20 protein-coding genes are annotated in these 23888 nt (G+C 55.8%); 10 read left to right on the top strand and 10 right to left on the bottom strand.

Annotated features, from left to right (window positions below):
• Window positions 1-10: 10 nt before the first annotated feature.
• Window positions 11-898 (bottom strand): LysR family transcriptional regulator, encoded by an 888-nt coding sequence (locus tag ACN0V1_RS13065; RefSeq protein WP_417545437.1) that lies wholly within the window; start codon window positions 896-898, stop codon window positions 11-13.
• Window positions 899-1000: 102 nt separating this feature from the next.
• On the opposite strand from ACN0V1_RS13065, the gene ACN0V1_RS13060 reads away from it, so the two are divergent.
• The 7 genes from ACN0V1_RS13060 (at window position 1001) to ACN0V1_RS13030 (ending at window position 9035) form a co-directional block, all read left to right on the top strand.
• Window positions 1001-2440, top strand: a complete 1440-nt coding sequence (locus ACN0V1_RS13060; RefSeq protein ID WP_417545408.1) for an aldehyde dehydrogenase family protein — start codon at window positions 1001-1003, stop codon at window positions 2438-2440.
• 16 nt (window positions 2441-2456) lie between these two features.
• On the top strand, window positions 2457-3434 hold the full coding sequence (locus ACN0V1_RS13055; RefSeq protein WP_417545407.1) for a dipeptidase: 978 nt from the start codon (window positions 2457-2459) through the stop codon (window positions 3432-3434).
• A gap of 53 nt (window positions 3435-3487) precedes the next feature.
• The gene (locus ACN0V1_RS13050) at window positions 3488-5044 is read left to right on the top strand and encodes a BCCT family transporter (RefSeq protein WP_417545406.1); all 1557 of its coding nucleotides are present in this window, start codon (window positions 3488-3490) and stop codon (window positions 5042-5044) included.
• A 54-nt stretch (window positions 5045-5098) separates the two neighbouring features.
• Window positions 5099-6850, top strand: coding sequence for a hypothetical protein (locus ACN0V1_RS13045; RefSeq protein ID WP_417545405.1), 1752 nt, complete (start codon window positions 5099-5101; stop codon window positions 6848-6850).
• Entirely contained in the window at window positions 6847-7614 is a 768-nt protein-coding gene (locus tag ACN0V1_RS13040; RefSeq protein ID WP_417545404.1) for a DUF3726 domain-containing protein, read from the top strand. Before ACN0V1_RS13045 ends, ACN0V1_RS13040 begins: the two co-directional genes overlap by 4 nt.
• 10 nt (window positions 7615-7624) lie before the next feature.
• Complete coding sequence (locus ACN0V1_RS13035) at window positions 7625-8026, top strand: RidA family protein (protein ID WP_417545436.1); 402 nt, start codon at window positions 7625-7627, stop codon at window positions 8024-8026.
• Between the two features lie 121 nt (window positions 8027-8147).
• The gene (locus ACN0V1_RS13030) at window positions 8148-9035 is read left to right on the top strand and encodes a chemotaxis protein (protein ID WP_417545403.1); all 888 of its coding nucleotides are present in this window, start codon (window positions 8148-8150) and stop codon (window positions 9033-9035) included.
• A gap of 21 nt (window positions 9036-9056) precedes the next feature.
• On the opposite strand, the gene ACN0V1_RS13025 is transcribed toward ACN0V1_RS13030, so the two are convergent.
• The 3 genes from ACN0V1_RS13025 to mqo form a co-directional block, all read right to left on the bottom strand.
• Window positions 9057-11081: a hypothetical protein gene (locus ACN0V1_RS13025; RefSeq protein ID WP_417545402.1), complete on the bottom strand. Its 2025-nt coding sequence runs from the start codon at window positions 11079-11081 to the stop codon at window positions 9057-9059.
• A gap of 54 nt (window positions 11082-11135) precedes the next feature.
• On the bottom strand, window positions 11136-12368 hold the full coding sequence (locus ACN0V1_RS13020; RefSeq protein WP_417545401.1) for an ATP-grasp domain-containing protein: 1233 nt from the start codon (window positions 12366-12368) through the stop codon (window positions 11136-11138).
• A gap of 73 nt (window positions 12369-12441) precedes the next feature.
• A complete protein-coding gene (gene mqo / locus ACN0V1_RS13015; RefSeq protein ID WP_417545400.1) occupies window positions 12442-13923 on the bottom strand; it encodes a malate dehydrogenase (quinone) in 1482 nt (493 codons plus the stop codon).
• A 484-nt stretch (window positions 13924-14407) separates the two neighbouring features.
• On the opposite strand from mqo, the gene ACN0V1_RS13010 reads away from it, so the two are divergent.
• Window positions 14408-15391, top strand: coding sequence for a calcium/sodium antiporter (locus ACN0V1_RS13010; RefSeq protein ID WP_417545399.1), 984 nt, complete (start codon window positions 14408-14410; stop codon window positions 15389-15391).
• Window positions 15392-15409: 18 nt separating this feature from the next.
• Here the strand turns inward: ACN0V1_RS13010 and msrB are convergent, their stop codons facing one another.
• Complete coding sequence (gene msrB, locus ACN0V1_RS13005) at window positions 15410-15835, bottom strand: peptide-methionine (R)-S-oxide reductase MsrB (protein WP_417545398.1); 426 nt, start codon at window positions 15833-15835, stop codon at window positions 15410-15412.
• 11 nt (window positions 15836-15846) lie between these two features.
• Window positions 15847-16521 (bottom strand): peptide-methionine (S)-S-oxide reductase MsrA, encoded by a 675-nt coding sequence (gene msrA, locus ACN0V1_RS13000; protein WP_417545397.1) that lies wholly within the window; start codon window positions 16519-16521, stop codon window positions 15847-15849.
• Between the two features lie 256 nt (window positions 16522-16777).
• On the opposite strand from msrA, the gene ACN0V1_RS12995 reads away from it, so the two are divergent.
• Window positions 16778-17755 carry a metallophosphoesterase gene (locus ACN0V1_RS12995; protein ID WP_417545396.1) on the top strand — a complete coding sequence of 326 codons (978 nt, stop codon included), beginning with the start codon at window positions 16778-16780 and terminating at the stop codon, window positions 17753-17755.
• On the opposite strand, the gene ACN0V1_RS12990 is transcribed toward ACN0V1_RS12995, so the two are convergent.
• From ACN0V1_RS12990 to ACN0V1_RS12975, 4 genes are all read right to left on the bottom strand, one after another.
• The gene (locus ACN0V1_RS12990; protein WP_417545395.1) at window positions 17749-18231 is read right to left on the bottom strand and encodes a CDP-archaeol synthase; all 483 of its coding nucleotides are present in this window, start codon (window positions 18229-18231) and stop codon (window positions 17749-17751) included. The two genes, ACN0V1_RS12995 and ACN0V1_RS12990, sit on opposite strands and share 7 nt — an antisense overlap.
• Window positions 18232-18257: 26 nt before the next feature.
• Window positions 18258-19661 carry a class II fumarate hydratase gene (locus ACN0V1_RS12985; RefSeq protein WP_417545394.1) on the bottom strand — a complete coding sequence of 468 codons (1404 nt, stop codon included), beginning with the start codon at window positions 19659-19661 and terminating at the stop codon, window positions 18258-18260.
• A gap of 95 nt (window positions 19662-19756) precedes the next feature.
• Window positions 19757-21277: an aldehyde dehydrogenase family protein gene (locus ACN0V1_RS12980; RefSeq protein WP_417545393.1), complete on the bottom strand. Its 1521-nt coding sequence runs from the start codon at window positions 21275-21277 to the stop codon at window positions 19757-19759.
• A 69-nt stretch (window positions 21278-21346) separates the two neighbouring features.
• Window positions 21347-22738 (bottom strand): WS/DGAT domain-containing protein, encoded by a 1392-nt coding sequence (locus ACN0V1_RS12975; protein ID WP_417545392.1) that lies wholly within the window; start codon window positions 22736-22738, stop codon window positions 21347-21349.
• A 224-nt stretch (window positions 22739-22962) separates the two neighbouring features.
• On the opposite strand from ACN0V1_RS12975, the gene ACN0V1_RS12970 reads away from it, so the two are divergent.
• Window positions 22963-23886 (top strand): alpha/beta hydrolase, encoded by a 924-nt coding sequence (locus ACN0V1_RS12970; protein WP_417545391.1) that lies wholly within the window; start codon window positions 22963-22965, stop codon window positions 23884-23886.
• Window positions 23887-23888: the final 2 nt, after the last annotated feature.

The raw sequence follows: 23888 nt of genomic DNA, 5'->3' as shown, positions 1-23888 counted from the left end.
GTAGGCGAAGTCAGCCATCACTCTGCCGCAACAACTTCTCAAGCAAAAACGCCTGCATCACCTGCGCCGCTGGCGCGAGCGTTCTGTTGGCTGCTTTCACCAAACCTATCCGGCGCACTACCTCTGGATCGTGCAGCGGAATAAAGCGCAGATTGGCGTTGTGTTCCGGAAAGGCCAGCCTTGGCAGGGTTGTAATACCGGCGCCGGCTTCCAGCATTGCAATCAATGAAATCATGTTGGATATATAGAAGGCACTGTTTTCGACCAGTTCGGCCGCCGCAGTGCTCATCAGCAGCCTGGAGGTGCCGTTGCGTATCAGCTTTTCGCCCTGCAGACTCTGCCAGCCCAATGTTTCAAGGGAAGCGAGAGGATGATCCTGGCGGCATACAACACCAATTTTATCCTCAAACAGGTGGGCATACTCCAGATCTTCATCGCTCTGCCATATGCTGGTAATCCCCAGATCAACTTCCCCATGCGCCACCATCTGGCATACGTAGTGAGCGTTTTCATCGTGCAGGCTGATGTTTATATCCGGGTAGCGGCCAATGAACTCTGCCAGCAAAGCCGGCATGATTCGGCTGGCAACTGAGGGCACCGTGGCTATGTGTATATGCCCCTGGGTGCCGTCTGCGTGACTAACCACGTCCTTCGCCATCCGGTCGTGCTGGCCAACCAGATCACGAAATCGGGGTATGCAGTACTCGCCAAAAGGCGTGAGCCTGTTTTTCGAGCCCCGCTCAAAAAGGTTCTGCCCAAGGCGTTGCTCAAGTTCACGCACCGCCATGGAAAGTGCTGGCTGCGTTCTGTGCAGTCGTCTGGCAGCGCCGTGAAAGCTGCCTTCTTCAACAACGGTGATGACGTACCGCAACTGCTGGATTTTCAAGTCTGACACTATGCCCCCAGTATATAAGAATAGTTTATCGTTTAATCTTTATTATTGATTATTCTTATTATGCCACCTTCGTTACCATGAAGGCATCGCAATAAGGAGACAATCATGACCAATTCTCACCCGCTTTATATCAATGGCCAATGGGTAACCGGCGACACCAGCATCACTAACATTAATCCGTCAGACCTCAGTGATGTTATTGGCGAGTTCGATCAAGCCAGCGCCCAGCAAACCAACGACGCCATCAGCGCAGCACAAAAGGGTTTTGCACAGTGGAGCAAAAGCGGCCTTGAGCAACGCTACAAGATTCTGATGGCCATTGGCGACCAGCTGATTGCGCGTCAGGACGAGCTGGGGGAATTGCTGTCCCGCGAAGAAGGCAAGCCATTGGCGGAAGGCAAAGGTGAAGTCTATCGCTCCGGCCAATTTTTCCACTACTACGCGGCGGAGGTGCTGCGCCAGATTGACGAGCGTGCAGACTCTGTCCGGCCGGGAGTAGAAATCGATATACGGCGTGAACCGCTGGGTGTCGTAGGCGTGATCAGCCCCTGGAATTTCCCGATGGCCACAGCCGTCTGGAAGATTGCACCGGCACTGGCCTTCGGTAACGCAGTAGTATTCAAACCCGCCAACCTCGTGCCCGCCAGCGCATGGGCACTGGCCGAGATTATCAGCAAGCAGGATCTGCCCGCAGGCACCTTCAACCTGGTGATGGGCTCTGGTGGTGAAACCGGCGAAACCCTGATCAACAGTCCGGACATTCAAGCCATTACCTTTACCGGGTCTCTTGAAGTGGGCCGTCGGGTCGCCGCGGCCACCGTGGGCAATCTGGTGAAATGCCAGCTTGAGATGGGCTCCAAGAACGCCCTGATCGTACTCGACGATGCCGATCTGGATCTCGCCGTAGAAGCCGCCTTTAACGGTGCCTATTCCGGTAGCGGGCAGAAGTGCACCGCATCTTCTCGTCTGATCGTAACCGATGCCGTCCATGACGAGTTCGTTGCAAAACTGAAGGCTCGGCTTGAGCAGGCCAAAGTTGGCCACGCGCTTGAGGCCGGCGTACAGATCGGCCCCATTGCTGACAAGCGCCAACTGGATTCCAACATGGCGTGGATTGAACGCGCCAAAGCCGACGGCGCTACCCTTGCCTTCGGTGGCTCTCTAGTTGAAGCCGAAACCGACGGGTATTACATGGCACCGGCGTTGTTCACCGACACCACGAACACCATGGCAATCAACCGTGATGAAGTGTTCGGCCCAATCGCCTGCGTGATCCGGGTTGCCGATTACGAAACCGCACTGACCACTCTCAACGATACTCAGTACGGGCTGACTGCCGGGATTATCACCAACTCCCTCAAGCTCGCATCCGATTTCAAAGCGCGGGCACAAACCGGCTGTGTGATGGTAAACCTGCCCACTGCTGGCACCGATTACCACGTGCCTTTCGGCGGCCGTAAAAACTCCAGCTTTGGCCCCCGCGAACAGGGCCAGTACGCCCGCGAGTTCTACACCGTTGTTAAAACCTGCTACGTGCGAGCCTGATGTGAGGGAGAATTCCATGCTGACTATTGATGGACTTCAGTATTCCAACTGGTCCCGTGAGATTTTTGAGCAGATGCGTGCCGGTGGAGTATCTGCCGTACACGCTACGCTGGTGTACCACGAGAACACCCGTGAAACCCTGTCGCGCTTTGGCGACTGGAACCGGCGCTTTGAACAACACAGCGATCTGATCATGCCGGTCTATGAGGCAGCAGACATTGAGCGCGCCCGTGAAAGCGGCCGCGTGGGAGTGTTTTTCGGCGCGCAGAACTGCTCGCCCATTGAAGACGACATCGACATGATTGCGGTGATGCGCCGCCTCGGACTGATGATCATGCAACTGACCTACAACAACCAGAGCTTGTTGGCGACGGGCTGTTACGAATCCGAGGACACCGGCATCACCCGGTTCGGGCGACAGGCGATTGAAGAGATGAACCGGGTCGGCATGATCATCGACATGTCGCACAGCTCGGAAAGATCCACGCTGGACGCGATAGAGCTATCCGGCCGGCCGGTGATTATTTCTCACGCAAATCCTGCGTCTTTTCATCCGGCGAAACGTAACAAGTCTGACAGGGTACTAAAAGCCATAGCCGAAAGCGGCGGGCTGCTGGGATTCTCTGTTTACCCGTTCCACCTCAAAGACGGGCCAGACTGCACGCTGGAGAGCTTCTGCAACATGGTGGCCGATACCGCCGATCTTATGGGCATCGACCACATTGGTATTGGAACTGATTTGTGTCAAGGTCAGCCCCGCTCTGTGCTGGAGTGGATGCGTAACGGTCGATGGTCGAAGCAAATGGACTATGGCGAAGGCGACAAAAACAACGCCGGCTGGCCTGAACCGCTTACGTGGTTTCAGGACAATCGCGACTTCCCGGCAATTATTGAGGGGCTTCGGAACAAAGGATTTTCCGAAACAGAGGTAGAGAAAATCATGGGCCTGAACTGGCTGAATCAACTAAAAAGCGGCACCCGGACACTGAGCTGAGCGCGCGTGGCGACAGTGAAAAACAACGGGGCCCAAACTTAAAGGTAAGCGTTATGAAGAATAACAACCTCAAGCTGGGTGGTGACTATTCCATCGCCCAGCTTGGCGATCCGGTGGTGCTGGCGCTCAGCGTGGGTTTCATTGTTCTGTTCGTTGGTTTCTCGTTGTTCGATCTCAAAGCCGTGGCCGATCTTATTGGCAACGGCTTTGCCTGGACCGCCAAAGTGTTTGGCACATACTTTCAGATGCTGCTATTGGCAACCTTTTTTATTGCTATCGGGCTGGCCTGCACGCCTGCGGCAAAAGCCAAAATAGGCAATCTGGACAAGCCGGAAATGAGCACGTTTCGCTGGCTCTCGATAATAATGTGTACTCTGCTTGCGGGAGGCGGCGTGTTCTTTGCCGCCGGCGAGCCGATTTATCATTTTGTTGTGACACCACCGGCCTTCACTTCAGAGCCCGGCACTGCAGCCGCAGTTTCCCATGCTCTGGCGCAATCGTTCATGCACTGGGGCTTCCTGGCATGGGCCGTTCTGGGCACACTGGCAGCCATAGTGCTGGCCCACACCCACTACGTGCAGGGCAAACCGCTGCAACCACGAACCCTGCTTTACCCGGTGTTTGGTGAGCGCGTAATGAGCGGCTGGCTCGGCAGTGTTGTCGATGCCTGCTGCGTTATCGCCGTGGTTGCCGGCACGGTTGGCCCTATCGGTTTTCTGGCTACCCAGATGAGCTTCGGGCTCAGTGAGCTGTTCGGCCTGACCGACGGTCTCGGGACGCAAATGTCCATTCTGGTGGTTCTCGCCATTATTTACGTAACCTCTGCCGTTACCGGCATTCACCGTGGCATCCAGTTCCTGAGCCGGTTGAACGTGTTCCTGGCGCTGGCAGTTGCCGCCATCATTTTCATCTTCGGCCCTACTCTGTTCCTCACCAACACCTACTTTCAGAGCATGGGGCAGTACGTTTCCTCATTCATGGAAATGGCGACCATGACCGCTGAAACCGCCCCCGGTTGGTGGATGAAATGGTGGACGGTGTTCTTCTTTGCCTGGTTTATCGGTTATGCACCGCTGATGGCGATCTTCGTTGCCCGCATCTCCCGTGGCAGAAGCATCCGGGACATGATCCTGGCAGTGGCGATTATGGCACCTGTAGCGACCACTATCTGGTTCACCCTGTTGGGCGGCTCAGGCATCTACTACCAGATGACTGGCGTGATCGACCTCACTGAAGCCCTGAACAACTTCCGTTTTGATGTGGCCACCCTCACGGTTGCGCAGGCGCTTCCGGGCGGCGCGTTCATGGCCCTGGCCATTCTCGTACTGACCACCATTTTTGTAGCCACCACCGGCGATTCCATGAGCTATTCCATTGCGGTTGTAAGCTCAGGCCACGATGAACCGAATACCTTTGTACGTGCGTTCTGGGGCTTGGCCATGGCGGGCATGGCGGCCATCCTCCTGTATATGGGGGCGGGCCAGATAAGCGTACTTCAGCAGTTCATTGTGATAACGGCGATTCCGGTTTCACTGGTTCTTTTGCCCTCGCTGTGGCTTGGCCCCAAAGCGGCTTACGCCATGGCGCGGGAGCAGAAGATCATATCCTAGCAACCTGAAAATATTAGCCTGACAACAACAATGTGAACAGGCAAGGGTGACATCATGATTTCAGCAACCTCTGCATCCGCACCGAATAACCTGCGCCCCGCGAGCGAGGTTATGAAGCTGGAACGACTTGGCAGTATGTTTGCCAGCAGGCTCAGCTTTGTAAGATCGCTGATGCGAAAAATGATCACAGAACGATGGAAGATTACGAACACGGTGTTTGATCTGGATTCCAGGGGCCACGGCCTTGCGGTCTATCGCATCACAACACCGGGCAACTGCTACCACTGTGTGATTTTTTCGCGGGACCTGGCACCGGACCAACGCTCCGACCGGGTGATTGCAGAAGCCTGGGATGTCACCTTTGCTCTGGTAGAGGGTGAAGTAGAAAATTCGTTGCTGGAGCAGATGGCCGCCAACGTGCCTTTGCAGGAAGCCGGGCGACAGCACCCGAGAGTTTTCGTAATCTCCCGGGCCAATAAAAGCCTGCGCAACTTCAGCCAGTTTGTCGGGGCACTGGCGGCTGGCCAACAGCCCGATCCCGCTTGGCTGACCGCCGTGGGCTACCTTTACAGAACCACCGCAGTGTATGGCAACGGTAAATTCGGCATCGCCGACTTTGCCCGGCTTGAACGCAATACGGACTTCAACCGCCCGTTTGCGGCTCAGATGCTCGCCGTCTATGTGCTGCGTCAATTCTCGATTGAACAGCTCAACCACCTTGCAAAGGTACAGTCACCAGAACAGGCCATACCCTTGCACCCCGAACTGCAACGCTACCTGGGTGTTGGCAACTCGACAGGGCTTGGTATGGCGCCCTTTCTCATTAATCATCCACAACTGATTCAGCAGTGGGTTTACGGCAGAGAACGCGCACTCGCCAGCGCCCGGCAAGAACCTGCCAATGAGCAAACTCATACGAAGTTGCGCGCACTGTTGGCCCGCGCCCTCAAACACCTGCAGCAAACCCGAACTGAAGACCAGGAACAGACGCTCCGCAATCAGGAAACAATCATCTCTGTGGCAGAAGTCATAAACTGGCTGGATCGGACTCTGGCGCACCATACGCTTTACGAAGAACTCATCAGCTGGGCCCGGCAGCACTGCTCCCTGGAGGCTCAGGAACTCATCAATACCATGCTGATAGAGCTTTACCCGGAATTGGTAGACCGCCTTGATGACGAACTTGGCTGCCAGGAGTCCATGGATCTACAGCCGGATATGAAAGCCCGGCAACTGAAAGATCTGATCGACCGGAAGTTCAGCTGGGCCCTGACTTACCGTGAAGACTGCCCGGACGACAATTACTGGTTCTGGTATCGCTCCGCTGAAAAAGAAGAGCCCAGGCTGGGCATTCGCGGAGCCGAATCCGGAGCCGAAAAAGAAACCGCTCTGGCGGTCGGCCCCCGGATCAGCCGCTGCCACGCCAAGCTTGAACGCTTTATTGAGCAAAGCCCAAACGCTATGGTGGTGGAATTCCTCATGGCGCACCCGGAGCAGAAGGAGTGCGTGCGCCGCATTCAGACTTTGGGTGACACACCCTACGGCGAAATTCGCGCCAACCTCTGGCACCGGGACATGAAACCGATGCACCTGTTGAGAACCAAACTGTCGTTCTTTGGCGCCAGCCGGTTTGATCCGAAATCCGACCGCTGGGTGCGCATTACGCTGTTCCAGGGAGCACCATTGCCTTGCGAGTTGAGCAACCCCGAACTGTCGCCGGAACAACTGGATGACTGGGGATTCCCGTTGGAACCCATCATTGATACCGGCGAAAACGATCAGGCTATGCGAGGTGGCGCACAGTGAAAGTTTCATTCAACGAATTGCAGGGGCTATCCCGAAAAGCGTTCAGTGGCATCGGGTTTGACGATGGCGATGCCAATGATGCGGCAGACGTAGTCGCCTGGATGGAGGCGCATGGACTCGGCGGCATTACAGCGCTAAAAAAGGGCCTGGACTTCCTGCTTAACGAAGATAAATCACAGTCTCCTGAGCTGATCTACCAGGACGCAGATTTATGCGTCATGGATGCCCACAATAAAACGATACTGGGCCATGCCAGCCTGGCCATTGAGCTGGGCTACGCGAAATGCCGAGCCCGGGGGCTTTCGGTAACCAAGATTCGCCATTGCCACAACCGCATGCTGATTGTGGGGTACCTGTCGCGCATTGCCCGTCGCAACATGAGCGTAACAGCGTTCTGGCGTAACGCCCATGAACCACTTACAGAAATTCTGGTGAGTTTTAAATCCGGTGACGCCGAGCCGGAGATTTGCATGTACAGCCTGCCATCAACCCCGGACGACACCGAGCCCAATGATGGCATAACTCTGGTCATGGTGAACCACGTAAACCTGTTGCCGGATCTGAAAGCGGACGCGCCACTGAACGACCTTTTACGCCAGGATCGTGACGCCATGGCGAGCTGGCATGAGCGCTCATTGGTTGAAGGAATCGAAGTAGACACCGCACTGTGGGAACGACTGAAAACACTGGCAACAAGGATGCTGGTGGAAGCGTCTGACGATTCACGCCGGGGTGCTGGCGCCGGCACAAATGACAACGACTGAGGACATACACATGAACCCGTATCCGGTTAATACAAACTTGCCTGCCTCCAAATCGCCCCTGGCTTGGGCGACCGTGGGTAATGGCATTCTGTTTACGGCACAGATCCCCATTGATACCGAAGGCAAGGTTGTGGAGGGTGGCATCGAGCCACAGATCATTCAGACGCTGGCCAACCTGAAACACACCCTGGAAAGCGCCGGAAGCCGAGTATCCGACCTCACTCAGGTGGTTATCTACGTGACGGACCGGGAACATCTGGCCACCGTTAATCGTGTATACGCAGATTTCGTATCAGAGCCCTTCCCCAACCGGGCGGCGATGATTGTGTCAGGATTTGCACGGGAAGAAATGCTGGTGGAAATCCTCGCCTATGCGGTTGTTCCCTCACCCACGGGCAGCCACCCGTATTAACATTTCGGCTTTATCTGATGATAACAGCACATAAGCTTGCTATCTTTAACCCTTATCACCTTTGAATTCCCCCTGAAGCTCGTCGGTTTTCGGGGGATCTTTTATCTGAAAGGATCGGGTTATGTCCAACAAAGCCAAGCAATCCCAGAAACTCCTGCTGTTCAGGCTGTCAGGCTCCCGGCTGTTCGGGATTGGAACGCTGAAAATCCGCGAAATACTGCCCTACAAACCGCTGACAAAACTTCCGCACAGCCACCGTGCTGTCGTTGGAACAACCAGCTTCCGCGGCTCCGCTGTACCGGTGATTGATATGGCAGTTGCGGTTGGCTATCCGGCTTTAACACCGGAGGAGCTCAAGGCTTCGTCGATTATCATTACCGACGTGCAGCGTCAGGAAACCGGATTTCTCGTGCGCGGCGTGCAAAAGATCATTGAAACGGACTGGAAGAAGGTAAAATCACCACCGGCAGCACTGGGCGATAAAGCGTTTATAACCGGTCTGCTGGATGTGGAGGGCGACATCATTCAGCTGCTGGATGTCGAGCTGTTGCTGGCGAACGTATACCCCGATTCACTGGAAACCGGCGAAGTAGCGCTTACCGACGTACAGGGCGAAACTCTCAGAGCCCTTAATATTCTGTTGGTGGATGACTCCCGCATCGCCCGGAAACAACTGTGTGACGTGCTGGATGCAAAGGAGATCCCCTATCAGGTCACCACCAGCGGTGACGAAGCCCTGCAAATTCTTCTGAAAGACAACGAACTCGGGCAGCCGGTTGATATTCTGGTGAGCGATATTGAGATGCCCGGGCTCGATGGCTACGAACTAACGTTCGATGTGCGGGACAACGGCGCGCTGAAGCAGCCTTACATCATTTTGCACACCTCACTGAACAGCGAGATGAGCCTGAGTTATGCCAATCAGGTGGGCGCCAATGAGGCGCTTACGAAGTTTGATGCTGACGAGCTTTTGCAAGCGATGCTAAGGGGCGCGAGCGAGGCCGAGTAACCGGAGGGCTCGCGCGCCGGCCTACTCGGCCTGCGGCGGCTCTGCTTGCAGCTCTTGCGCGAGCACACGGTTTTCGCCCCAGCTTCGATAGACTCGCTCCATCACTCGTTGCAGTTCCTCTTCCCCCACATCCGCAGGCTCACCACGCTCTAGTGGATCGTAGTGAAAGATGTAAAGTCGGGAGGTGAACTGCTCAAAAGGCAGAGACGCTTCACCGAATCTCTCGCCGCAGCCCTCCGTGCCGACGTGTACATCATCGCCCCAGCTCTGGCCGCTGTCGTTGTTCGGATTGTAAAAATACACCCGCATCTCGCCTTCCGGGTCCAACGCCACCCGAAGAATTGTTATGGCGTGCCAGCCAATAAAACGCGCGGCCCTGTCCGTTACCGCAATACCGGCAGGTTGAGGATGTATGAGCGGCTGATTACCGTTGTAGTAAGGGTGATAGCTGGCGTAGAAATGCCGGATAAACCCTTCCAGGTCATCCAGATTACCGGTGGCCACATCCACGTTTATGGCAAAACCTCGCCCTGCAGACCAGCCGTGGAATTCCGGATTCACCCATCGATGTGGATCGCCTTCGCGCCCGATGCACATACGGCCCATCTCGCCGTATATTCGATCAAGATGTGGCACTACAACCAGAGATACCGGATCCAGATCAAAGGTGACTTCCGAAGCCACGCCACCAAGGCTGCGCGCTGAGGAAACTGGCTGACCTTCAAAGTGCATGACAATTTCGTTGTCACGAGCTGCCCAGGCAACCATCTGCAACAGATAGTCCGGATCGTTGTAGGCCCACATGGAAAGCGCCCGGGCGGATTGGCAGGTCGGGTTGTTTCCCTGACCAACGCCCAGCGGCTGCCCCAGAATATTCAGCACGCCCTGAATCAACCAGGCGCCGGCTTGCGGCTGATAGCCGTAGGCAAGCTGCAGGCGCTCACGGGCCTGCGGGCACAGGTTCAGCCGGGCCTGACGCCAGAGCGCAGGCGCTACCGGCGGCTGATAGAGAATGCCCCGTTCCAGCAAGAGCGCCAGGCCGTATAGGCCCTGTGCAGTTTCGGGGAAAATACCCTCGGTGATCAGGGTATAAACAAGCTCCCGATAACACATCAGGCAGTCGCGACCTGTGCTGGAGAGCCCCAGCGCTTCACTGAGAAGATTGTCCTGGCCTTCCAGGATGTAGCGTACAAAGGATGCATGGTAGGGAGACACCAGGCCGGTGTCGTGCATGGAGCGTGCAAACCCGGTGGCTTCATTCTGCAATGTCTGGGAATCCATGGATTCCAGACGCTGCTGATAGACCACGGTGCCCGGATCCTCACTGCATCCTCGCGTCGGGCCATAAAGGCTGGAGATGAGCCGATCTGCCCCGCGCCCGGCACTGCCGAGATCGGCATCTGGCTCCGCCCGGCAAATAGCAATCTGTGTGATCATCTTGCGCACACCAGCTACCTGAATCGGCCGCTGCTGCAGAATCCGCCAGATTTCTTCAATCAGGCTATCGATAACATGTTCGTAACCAATGTGCCGAGCTACGTGCTGCACGACCTGCTGGCTGATAAGTGCCAGCTTGCCCTGTTCGCGCTCAGCTTCGCCGGTCATGCCAAACAACAGGCCGAGATTGATTGCGAGAACCTGAGTCAGATAATGGTGAGCCTGCTCGGCAGAGACCGAGGGGTGCGAATACGTGCCGCGAGCAACCGCCAACAGGCGAAGCTCACTGAGCGCTTCAATAACCACCGTGTCTGTATTCTTGCTTTGCAGCGCGTAGGTCGTTAATGAGGGGAGCAGAATCGCCGGCTCCGCCCAGTCTGTGCCAGCAAAAACCCCGGCGTTTTCCAGGCGTTCTGCTCGCGCTTCAACGATTGCGCAGCCTTCCGGCTGCAGCAGTATCCTGCGGACAAGATCGAATACCGGCGGCAACTTGCCAAGCTTGGCAAACGACCGGCTTTCTTCCAGAACCCGAATCGAGTCGTCCAGCTTTAGCGCCAGCTTTTCCAGATTCACAACGGGAGCCGTATTGCCCGATAGTTGATCGTTCAAACGATGTTCCTCAGGGCCTGAGCCAGGCCCTATAGTTGTTAATGCATCGCCCGATTATACATAGAAATCCAGATCTTCCTGATGTTTCAGCAGATCACGCATAACGTACGGATCCTCACCGAAGAAATACACCAGGCCCCAGTGGGTGCCGAACGCAGTACGCTTGGTGACGGTTTCTTCAACCGGCGGCGTCAGTTCATGGGATTCAAAATACTCGTGATTCTCGGTTTCCTCTGGAATCTCGAGCTTGCTGACAACCCTGCGACGTGGGTACACGCCAAAGCAACCGGCGTAGCCTTTCGCATCCTCCACTTCTTTCGGGAAGAAGGCTTTGATTTCTTCCTGCGTGGTTTTGGGATCGAAAGCCAGAATCAGCCCCTGGTAAGCGTTAAAACCATAGGCCTTTTCAAGCAATTCAAAAACCTTGAACCCGGGTGGACGGTAAGCCACTTCACCAAAGTACATGGTGCTGTCGCTGGTCACGAAGTATTCCGGATGAACAAAACCGAAATCAATATCGAAGGTTTTGATCAGTTTTTCAATTTCACCGCGGATCTGGTCACGGTACTTTTCGAGATCCGGCGTGGCGGGCACGAAAACAGAATAGCCCAAGGTGACGTACTCGGAGATGTTCAGGAAGGCAATCTTGCCGTTATGGATCCACGCCTCTACCGCAAACTCCCAACCATCGAGGTGCGATTCCATGAGCACAGGGAATTCTTCGTCCGGGATGGAATCCACTTCATCCGGAGTACGGATTACCCGGTGGCCAAGACAACCCGCCTTATCGAAGGCTTTCAGGTGAATCGGGTCGTTGGGGTCGCCATCAAGCTTGAGCAGGGTCTGGTTAACTCGCTTGAGAAAGCGGATGACATCGCCTTTGTCGTGGGCTTCTTCAAATATACCGACACGAATGCCACCGAGTTGGGCACGGCGCTTCATCAGAGCTTTGTCACGCAACAGCATGGCTTGTCCGAATAATCGCGGCTTGTCCATCAGTACCGAGTTGATCGCGCCCGCCCACTCAACGGTTTCTTCAAACAGGGGAATGGAAACATCCACTCCCATATCCTTGAGGGTCTGGGCAATTTCGACGGAGCGGTCGTTGAGACGCTCAAAATTCCAGGGCACGTAGGGAATATCGTGTTCTTTGCAGTAGGCCTCTGCCCAATCCGGGGCAACAACTACGTAGCGGCGGTCGAATTTATCAGCAGCTTCTACGGCATTCAGGCTCCAGCCAAGAAGTGCGATATACCCTTTCTCCGGGTTATATTTTTGCTCGCTCATCGGCTTTCTCCTTGTTTCAATATGTCCTTTTACCCTACGCCGATGAGTGAAAATCGCAAATATCAGCCCAATTTCAGCTCAATTCCAGGGTGGCGAGCGTTCTTTCCCGCACCTTCCTCAGCAGCGCCTCATCGTCCACCAGAGACTGACCGTAGGACGGCACCATCCGCTTCATGCGCGCCTGCCACTCATCCGTTTTGATGTTCTCCGGGAAGCAACGCTCGATTACGCTGATCATCGCATTAGCGGCTGTAGAGGCACCTGGAGAAGCCCCCAGCAAAGCTGCCAGAGTGCCGTCTTTTGAAGCCACAATTTCGGTACCGAATTCCAGCTTTCCGCCGCCGCCTTCAGCCTGTTTGATAATCTGGACTCGCTGGCCGGCATTGCGCAGTTCCCAGTTGCCTTCCTCCGCTTCCGGAAAAAAGTTACGTAGCGCTTCGACGCGATCACTGTGGGACTGGAATACTTCTCCGATCAGGTAGCGAGTGAGATCCATATTGCTCTTGCTCACCGACAGCATCGGCTTGAGGTTGGTTGTGCGAACCGAGCCGAACAGGTCAAAGATGGAGCCCTGCTTGAGAAAACGGGTGGTAAAGCCGGCAAAGGGGCCAAACAGCAGAGCCGGTTCACCATTGATAATGCGGGTATCCAGATGCGGGACCGACATGGGGGGCGCACCAATGGGCGCCTTGCCGTATACCTTGGCGTGATGCTGCTTTACCACATCGGGCTTGCGGCACACCAGCCACTGACCGCTAACGGGGAAGCCCCCATAACCGCGGGCTTCTTCAATACCGGATTTCTGCAGTAACGGCAGTGCCCCGCCACCCGCTCCGAGGAACACAAATCCGGCTTCCAGCTTGGTCTGCTCACCTGTGTGCTGGTTTTTCACCCGAATTTTCCAGCGACCATTATCGCGCTGATCTATGTAATGCACCGGGCACCCCAGCATCAGCTCAAAGTTGGGCTGGCTTTGCAGGTACTCGACCAAATTCCGGGTCAGCGAACCAAAATCCACATCTGAGCCGTGACGGATGCGGGTGGCAGCAACTCGTTGCATCGGGTCCCGGCCCTGCACAACCAGAGGCATCCAGTCCTCCAGTTCCTGCGGAGATTCCGTGTATTCCATGTCGCGGAACAGGTGATGGGCACTCAGACGCTCATGACGACGCTTGAGGAAAGCCACATCTTTTTCACCCCAGACAAAACTCTGGTGCGGTGTACGATTAATGAATTTTGAAGGCTCGGGCAACAGACCCTGCTCTACCAGGTGCGACCAGAACTGCAGAGAAACCTCGTATTGAGCGTTGATCTGAAGCGCGCGCTCGATAGCCACATCACCGTCTTCAGTCTCGGGCGTGTAATTCAGTTCGCAGTATCCTGCGTGTCCGGTTCCTGCGTTGTTCCATCCATCCGTGCTTTCATGGGCAACGTGATCAAGACGCTCCAACATGACAATTTTCATGGACGGGTCGAGTTGCCTTAGCATTACACCGAGAGTGGCGCTCATGACACCACCACCGACCAGCACTACGTCTGCCTGTTTAACGGCCATTGGTTTTTCACCCTAGCTAGTTTTGAGCCTTTTACCCCTCCACGATCAGCGGAGGCGGTTGTCGGATGCGGGCCAGTCGCGAGGTAAATGGCGATGCCCTGTGCGTCCGCTAATGTATGTGTGCGCGCAATTATCCGGATTTCAAGAAAATAATAAATTGCGATTGCGAATCGTTGCGGGTCGGTGCGCGACCTTGAGACTGCGTTGTCTGTTTACGAACAATGGCTTGCGCCGGCTTATAGGTAATCATCCGGACACATAATGCGACAAGCTTTTCACGCATTTTCTCCCCTTTGACCCGCAATATCACCGCAACTTTAGTCTCATGCTCTTGCCACCCCGGGTCGCATCACTTCATCCGAAAGGGGCTGACCTGAACCGCTTATATGCGGTATCTTGCACACCGTCCTGGCACTTACACCCTTGGATATACGGGTTTGACGCCAGAATTGAACGGCAAAAGGTACCTGACTGAGGCTTATCTATGGGAATGGCTATTGGCGCAATCATCGCCGGCCTGGTATTGCTGGTCTGGAGTGCAGACAAGTTCGTGGAAGGCGCTGCTGCAACCGCCAAACATCTGGGCATGCCCGCGCTTCTCATCGGCATGGTGATTATCGGATTCGGTACCTCGGCACCGGAACTGGCCGTGTCCGCGATGGCGGCCTCCGATGGCAACCCCGGGCTTGCTTTGGGTAACGGTTACGGCTCCAACATCACCAACATTGCACTGATTGTCGGCCTGACTGCGGTGATCGCACCTATCGCGGTCCATTCTCAGGTCCTCCGGAAAGAGCTCCCCTTGCTTGTAGTACTCACCCTGATCGCAGGCGCGCAACTACTGGATGGCGAGCTATCTCGGCTTGATGGCTGGGTACTGCTGGCCGTGTTTGCCGTGGTAATGGGCTGGTCGATTTTCCAGGGCATGCGAGGCAAAGGCGATGCGATGGCCATAGAAACCAATGCGCAGATGGCCGGCGAACTGATGGCGATGAAAACAGCCATCATGTGGCTGATTATTGGCCTTATTCTGCTTGTCGTCAGCTCCCGCCTGCTGGTTTGGGGCGCAGTCACCATTGCGCAAAGCCTGGGTGTCAGTGACCTGGTAATCGGCCTGACCATCGTGGCAATTGGCACGTCGCTGCCAGAACTGGCTTCAGCTCTCGCCGCCGTGCGGAAGAACGAACACGACCTGATACTGGGCAACATTCTCGGCTCGGGTATCTTCAATACTCTCGCCGTTGTCGGGTTGGCTGCCGTTATCCAGCCACTTTCGGTGGCTCCGGAAGTGCTGTACCGGGACTGGACGCTGATGCTGGCCCTGACGGTTGGTCTGCTGGTTATGGGCTTGGGAATGACTGGCTGGCGTAAGGTCATCAGCCGGTTTGACGGCTCAATTCTGCTATTGGTCTATGTGGCCTATACCGGTTATCTGCTTTCTACCGTTGTTGCTGCCAGCACGAGCTGACAGCAACAACGGTCTGCACTAACTGTTTTCCTGAAACACCATCGCAATGGAATTCAGGCAATAGCGCTGCCCGGTCGGGGGTGGGCCGTCTGGAAATACATGCCCCAGATGGCTGTCACAGCGAGAGCAACGCACCTCTGTGCGGGGCATCCCAAGGCTTGTATCCTCAATATAGCGAATGTGTTCCTTGTCGAAGGGCTGGAAAAAACTTGGCCAGCCGGTACCGGAATCAAATTTCGCGTTTGAGCTGAACAGAGGAAGATCACAAAGACGGCAGTGGTAGGCACCATCAAGTTTGTTGTCCAGCAAGGTCCCACAAAACGGATGCTCTGTTCCGTGATTCAACAGCACCTGGCGTTCTTCAGGTGTCAGGCTGGCTGCTTTTTCTTCTATCTGCGCCTCGGTCAGTGGCGTCAGGTCATAACCTGCAGCAGAACTGCTCATTATTCATCTCCTCAGGCCAGGTTTTCCCCGGAATTGGAATCGACACTGGAATTGGCAGCCGTGTATTCCGGCTTGAGCCGGTCACTGAAGCCATCGACAAGTTTTTCCATTTTAGGAGCCGCCACTGCCATGATATATGGCTGGTAAGGATTCCGGGCGGCGAAATTCTGATGATTCGCCTCAGCCGGATAAAACGCTTCCAGCGGCTCTAAAGCAGTTACTACTGGCTCGGGATAGACTCCCGCCTCATTGAGCTGGCGAATATAAGCCTCCACAACCCTTTTTTGCTCAGGGGTTTCGTAAAAAACGGCCGAGCGATATTGCGTGCCCCGGTCATTGCCTTGCCGGTTCAACTGAGTCGGATCATGAGCAACCGAGAAAAACACCCGGAGTAGCTCACCAAAACTGACCCGGGCGGGGTCATAGTGCACATCCACCACCTCCGCATGACCGGTAGTGCCGGTGCACACGGCTCCGTAGTTAGCCGTTTCCTGCAACCCGCCAGCGTAGCCAGACTCCACTCGGTTTACGCCATCCATTGCCAGAATCACAGCCTCTACACACCAGAAACAACCACCCGCAAGAACGACTCTTTGCTCACCTTCTCCGGCTGGCAGATCCTGCTCGGGCTCCGGGAAGCGGCTACGGGCTACGTTCAGGCCGGGAATACTGCAAGATGATGGCATAAAGACCTCTGTTACGGATGTGAATGTCTACAGGTTACAGATTGTGGCTGCTAACCCACCATTTTTCCAACTGGAACTGTGATGGTAGTCAGAGCGCACTCTGCCTGCTTGTTAGAAAACTGAAATGGAAAAAGTTCCCGGCCACCGACATGAACAATGCAGCAACCGGGTTGCATCCCTTCTGTTGCCTACCATAATGAGAACGAGTGTATTGCAAAACAATGCAATGACCCGATGCAAGATCAGAGGATAACCGATGACCTCACCGGCCAGAAAACCGGAACACCAGGATGAACTTCTGGAGTACCGCCTGAGCCTGAGGCTTGGGCCGGTTCATGCTCGCCAGCGGCTGGGCATTGAGCGTGAGACTGAAGCCAGAGTGTTTGGCCGGGATCGCTCCTCATTTCATCTTGAAAACCTGACGTCTGCGCCCGGCTTTATCCGCTTCTGCCTGAGAATCTCGGGGCTCCTAGGTCGTGGACAGGCTAACAGCCGGCGTTTGGACACGGTTCACAATCGCTTTCTTCTTCCGGGCCTTCCTCGCTCCTTTGAGGATTTTCGCATTCTCCACCTGACAGACCTCCACGTGGATATGGATGAAGCAAATCTTCAGGCAGTTATACGGCAGATTTCTCCGCTGGATTACGACCTGTGCGTACTCACCGGCGATTACCGCAAAGAGACCTGGGGCCCCACTGAAGCCGCCCTTGAGGGCATGGCGCGGCTGCGAGATGCAATCCGGAGCCCGGCCTACGCGGTGCTTGGCAACCACGACAGTGTCCGCATGGTGCCAGCTCTGGAAGACATGGGCTACGTTCTGCTAATGAATGAGATGGTTCCGATAGAGCGAAGCGGTGAACACCTGTATCTCGCAGGGGTTGATGATCCGCACTTCTACAAGGTTCACAACCTGCACCGCGCTGGCGATGACATTCCCCCTGGTGGTACCAGCCTTCTACTCAGCCATTCGCCTGAAATATGGCGGGAAGCCTCCCACGCCGGCTACGATATGTTCCTCTGCGGGCACACCCATGGCGGCCAGATCTGCTTGCCCGGACGCATTCCACTCACACTGGATACCGACTGCCCGCGCCATCTAGGCCGCGGCTATTGGCGAGCAAACGGCATGCAGGGATACACGTCGCCGGGGGCAGGTACTTCTGTGGTTAACGTGCGGCTGAATTGCCCGCCGGAGGTGACTGTTCATACCCTCACACGAGGCCCGTCTCAGTGAGGCTGACGCCGGATTCCCAGGCGATAAAGCAAGGGCGATATCCACATATTGGATAGCGTGAAGAGCACAACAATCAACAACGCTTCCCAAGCTCCAACCAGCCCCCAGCTCATGGCCAGTAACACCGGCAAAGTGGCCTCAGGTACCTGATCCAACCACGACATGCGCTCGCTGGGGGCGAGCCCCAGCCGGCGCTTGATAAAACTGCTGAGCAGGTCACCGGTGAGTGCCAGCACACCGAACAACAACCCGAACAGAAATCCCTGCCCGGCAGCCAAGGCAAACAGTGCACAACTCAGGGCACCGGAAACGACCCCCCGCCAGGTTTTGCTTTTGCCCAGCAGCGGGCGACCATCAAACCATTTCCGCCCGGCATCCACCGGTGCTGACCAGCGGTGCCGGAAAACCTTTGCGGCAACCACTGGCGCGCCATTGGCCAAAACCAACATCACAAATAACTTCAGGGATATCAGCAAGCGCCGCTACTCCTGATCCGTTTATTTCAGGTGCCCCCTCCTTGGGTCAGCTTGAGCGGGTCCATCAGCTCCTCCAGCCGCTCCCGGCTGAGACCACTTCTCTCTTCTGCCACATCGATTACCGGCCGGCCAGTTTTATAGGCTTCCTTGGCAATGTCCGAGGCCAGGCTGTAACCAATTTCCGGATTCAACGCTGTCACCAGCACCGGGTTTCGGCCTACGCTGGCATCCAGCGTTTCTGTGTTTACAGTAAAGCCCCTGATCGCCTTGTCTGCCAGCATGCTGGTTGCGTTTCCGAGCAGGCCGATCATATCCAGCAGGTTGCCGCCGATCAGCGGCAGCATCACGTTAAGCTGAAAGTTACCAGACTGCCCGGCAATGGCATTGGCGCTGTCCAGGCCCATTACCTGCGCGCCTACCATGGCTACTGATTCGGGAACAACCGGATTCACTTTGCCCGGCATGATACTACTGCCCGGCTGCAAGGCCGGCAGGCTGATCTCCGCAAGCCCATGAATCGGGCCGCTGTTCATCCAGCGCAGATCATTGGCAATTTTGGTGAGCACAATACCCAGCCCCCGCAATTGCGCTGAGAGCGCAACCGGGCCATCCACCGAACTCAGCCCTACAAATTTGTGCTCCATGGAACGGAACGAGTAACCGGTGTTGGCTTTCAGGAGCTTCACAAACTGGCCGGAAAATTCCGGCAGCGCATTCACGCCCGTGCCTACGGCAGTCCCGCCCTGGGGCACCGCTAGCAGTTCAGCGACCGCCGCTTCAAGGCGCCGTTCAACCGCAAGAATCTGCTCTCGCCATGTGCGCAATTCCTGGCCAAGGGTAATTGGCATGGCATCCATGAGATGGGTGCGGCCGGTTTTTACCTGCGTGGAGAAGAGCGCCTCACGTTCGTAAATAACCCCACGCAAGTGCGTGAGCGCGGGAATAAGCCTCTCTGTTACACCAATGACTGAACTCACGTGAATGGCCGTAGGAATGACATCGTTGGAACTTTGGCTCATATTCACGTGATCGTTAGGGTGCACCTCCACACCTTTGCTGGCGGCAATGGCCGAAATCACCTCGTTCACATTCATATTGGTGCTGGTGCCCGAGCCGGTCTGATAGCGATCGACCGGAAACTGATCGGCAAATTCTCCACGAATAAGCGCCTGGCAAGCGTCCGTTATGGCGTCGCAACGGCTGTTGTCCAGGAGCCCCAGGCTGGCATTGGCCTCTGCCGCTGCCTGCTTGACACGGGCTACCGCCGAGATGAAGGCAGGCGGCATGGGCTGGCCACTGACCGGGAAGTTATCGATCGCGCGCTGGGTCTGGGCACCCCAAAGTGCGTCAACAGGTACGTGGACATCGCCCAGACTGTCGGTTTCTACTCTGGTTTGGATATCTACGCCCCTGGCTTTGTTTTCGCTCATGGCTCCTCCTGTACGGTTCCTGAGTCAGGATGGCTTACTGCACATCAAAAGGTGCGGCAGGCGAGCCTCCAGTCAGGCCGCCTGTCGCTGTCAGGTCAGAAAAAACCTAACGGGTTGATGTCATAGCTGGTCAGCATGCACTTGGTCTGCTGATAATGCTCCAGCGCCATCTTATGGGTTTCACGGCCAACACCGGATTTTTTGTAGCCGCCAAAGGCTGCGTGCGCCGGGTATGCGTGATAGCAGTTCATCCACACCCGACCGGCCTGAATGTTACGCCCTACACGGTAGGCACGATTGGTGTCGCGCGTCCAGACACCAGCGCCCAACCCGAACTCGGTATCGTTGGCAATCGCCACGGCTTCCTCTTCGGTTTTGAACGTGGTCACGCCTACAACCGGGCCAAAGATCTCTTCCTGGAACACCCGCATCTTGTTATCACCCTTGAACAGGGTAGGCTGAACGTAGAAGCCGTCTTTGAATTCGGCATCCATTTCCTCTATGCCGCCACCGGTGAGGACAACAGCGCCTTCCTGCTTGCCGATCTCCAGATAAGACATGATCTTGTCGAACTGCTCTTTACTGGCCTGGGCACCCACCTGCACGTCGGTGTCCAGCGGGTTGCCACGTTTGATGGCCTTGGTGCGCTCAACCACCTTCTGCATGAATTCTTCGAACATGTCTTCCTGCACCAGCGCGCGGGACGGGCAAGTGCACACTTCGCCCTGGTTGAAGAACGCCAGAACCAGACCTTCGACACACTTGCTCACAAACTCCGGCTCGGCTCTCATAACGTCAGAGAAATAGAGGTTGGGAGACTTGCCACCCAGCTCAACCGTTGACGGAATGATGTTTTCTGCCGCGCACTTGAGAATGTGCGAGCCCACAGGGGTAGAGCCTGTGAAGGCAATCTTGGCAATGCGCTTGCTGGTCGCCAGAGCCTCACCCGCTTCAATGCCGTAGCCGTTAACAATGTTGATAACGCCTGGCGGCAGCAGATCACCGATGACCTCCATCAACACCAGAATACTGGCAGGCGTCTGCTCTGCTGGCTTGAGCACCGAACAGTTGCCAGCCGCCAGGCAGGGGCCAAGCTTCCACGCAGCCATCAGTATCGGGAAGTTCCAGGGGATGATCTGCCCGACTACGCCAAGGGGTTCATGGAAGTGGTAAGCCACGGTATTGTGGTCAATCTCCCCCATGTGCCCTTCCTGGGCCCGGATGCAGCCGGCAAAATAACGGAAGTGGTCAGCCGCCAAAGGAATATCAGCGTTCAGGGTTTCACGAACCGCTTTGCCGTTATCCCAGGTTTCTGCGACCGCCAGCTTTTCAAGGTTGGCCTCAATGCGATCGGCAATTTTGAGCATGATATTGGAGCGCTCTGCCGGAGACGTTCTGCCCCAGGCTGGTGCCGCCTTGTGCGCAGCATCGAGAGCGAGATCAATATCCTCGGCGGAGGAGCGTGGAATCTCGCAAATAACAGCGCCGGTTACCGGCGTTATGTTTTCGAAATACTCGCCTTTAACCGGAGCAACCCATTCGCCACCGATGTAGTTCCCGTAACGGGATTTGAAAGAAACGACGGAACCGTCTTTTCCTGGTTGTGCGTAAATCATTGTCGTCACCTCTTGTTGGGTTTGTAAATGACAACGCGATCATTCGCGTTTACCCATTCACTGTAGACCTCAAACAACAATAGGTGAACCACCCGGAAGTTCTGACAGCTCCTGCAGGCAATCTTCCAGGAACGCCTCGGGGTCATCCAATACGGCTTCATCTGCCACCACACCGAACTGAACCTGCCCGGCATAGCTGACAATACTGACCCCTAACCCGATATCACCGGCCTGGGGCACCCAGAACATCTGCTCCGCAATCCGGCAGCCGGCGATATAGCGCGCCTCGGGAGTACCGGGCACGTTCGATACCACGGCACTGGCTTTGCGGTAAAAAACATCCGAAAGCGGCTGGCGTAGGGGTTCAGGAATGAGGGATGAACAAGCCGCCAGGCCCCAGGCAATTCCGGGCTGCCAGCTCTTTTTCAGCCGACGGGTTTCCTGCTTGATGCGATAGAGCCGCTCCAGAGCAGTCTCACCATCCACAGGCAAGGGCACAAACACTGTACCGAAGTAATTGCCGAGAGAATCCGGCTCCGGCTGCAAGTCCTCCGGCAAGCGGCTGCGGATATCAACAGGAACGGCAGCATGCATAACTGCGTCTTCCAGAGTCGCCCCGGAAATCCCGAGGCGCGGGCGAACCGCTGCCGCCACGCAGCTGAGCAGAACATCGTTAATGGTTACATTCGTTGCTTTGGCGATCGACCGGAACCGGTCGAGAGAAACCGGCGCAGACCACCGGCAATCGCGCCGGCCCAGCAATGGGCGCTTGAGATCAGAGGGCGTATCCTCCGACTCTGCCAGAAAGTCACTGAACTCATTCACCAGCTTTAAGCCGTTGCAGGCCATTTGGTTCAGCAACTCGCCGGCGTGTTCCCACTGGCCTTCCGACTCCTCGGAGTGCTTGTCAGTGTCCGTTTCCGGAGTGAAACTACTGCCAATCAACTGCTCAATCCGGCTTTTGGCCGCCGATATCCAGGGCGCCAGGTCTCCGGTTTGCCGGGCCCCGTAAACAGCAGGATACTGCTGCGGTGACGCCGGGCACAGGCGGTCAAAAATGTTTGTAAGAGATATTCCGTCGGCATAGCAATGATGCACCCGCAATAGCAATACCGAGCCGCCGTCGGCATTCGGAGCCAGCCAGAATTTCCACAGAGGTCGATAAAAAGGCAGGGGCTGATTCAGACGAGCAGAAACCCACTCCTGAAGGGCAGATTCCGTGAAACGGTCGAGCACCACGTCCAGATGATGCCTGAGGTCAAAAACCGGATCCGGCTCCCACCACCACGCGGGCGGCCGCTTGACCGGCATATACCTGAAGCGCTCCCAGGCCATCCAGTAGACCCGCAAAAACTCCCTGAGCCGGGGCGCGGTGAGACCATCCACCCGCATCATGACGGTAATGGTCATAGGGTTCCGGGAGTTCTCCAGAGCCAGCCAGGCTGAATCGGCAGGAAGCATAAGGTGCGTTTGCTCTTGGCTCAAACCCGAACGTCCCCGGAAGTGGTGGAGTTAAAAACACAGTGCCAGGCATTGTGCCAGACATCCACTAACGGCTCCACAAAGGCACCGGCATCCAGAGGTTACAAAACTTTACACGCTGATATCCCTTCACTTCTATACTGGTTATAAGCCTTGGTGTAATAGTTATTACACGCTATCGCCGTGCCGGGAGTGGAGGCAACATGAAAGCAAGCCATATACGCAAGCTGATCAAACCGATCGACAATGCCTATTCAGAGATGTTCTCGGGACGGGTCTATCGTGTTGGTGAAGGCGCTGTTTCTGTTCGCAATCACAGCGGCGAGGCACAGTACACCGTTATAGGCGTACATGGCTTTCTGGAAAACCATTGCTACTTTACCCAGACCTACGACGCACCGACCACAGAATTGATCCTTCTCACTTGCAGCAACTACCATATACCGGTAAACGGCGTAACACCGGAAACGCCGGAATGGGAAGTGCCGATCAAGCACCTGGAAGGCACCATTGAATACGATGCCTGCATTCTGAACCAGGCGATGACAAACCTGCCCAGCACTCGAAATCTGCGAGTTCACGGCCATTCACGGGGTGGCGCCGTGATTCTCGAGGCGATTAAACAACGGCCAGAACTCTACGAAGACGTAGAAGTAGTGCTTGAAGCGCCCGCGCTGCCGCAGGGCAAGATTCACCCGCTGGTGTCCGCCATCCTGGAGCCTGTCAGCCATGGCATGTGGCCTTGGGTGATCCGCTTGATTAACAGCGCACCCTCATCTGCCTATGGGCAAACCTTTTTCGGAAAAATGAACCCTCGCAAGAAACAGCTTCTAGGCAAGCTGTTTTACGCAACCCGCGACCACCTGACCATTGTTCGCAATATAGAGAACATCCTCGAGTGGATGGAGCGCACCGATACGGATGTTTACCGACACGTGCGCCATGGCACCTTCCTGATTGCCGGAGTAGACCGTATTCTTGATCGCCCGGCCATGCTTGCAAGCGCACGGAAGAGCCCGACCAGCATGCGCATAATCGAGACCCAGGCACCAAGCCACTTCGTTACTCTCGACAGCAAGGAATGGCTGCCAGGCTTTGAATCCCTGCCTGTTGCCGCCCAAGGCTGAAG

This window comes from Marinobacter sp., assembly GCF_048266785.1.
GTDB lineage: Bacteria > Pseudomonadota > Gammaproteobacteria > Pseudomonadales > Oleiphilaceae > Marinobacter.
Note: the sequence above shows the minus strand (reverse complement) of the source record. Positions and strands in the feature narration are given on the sequence as shown.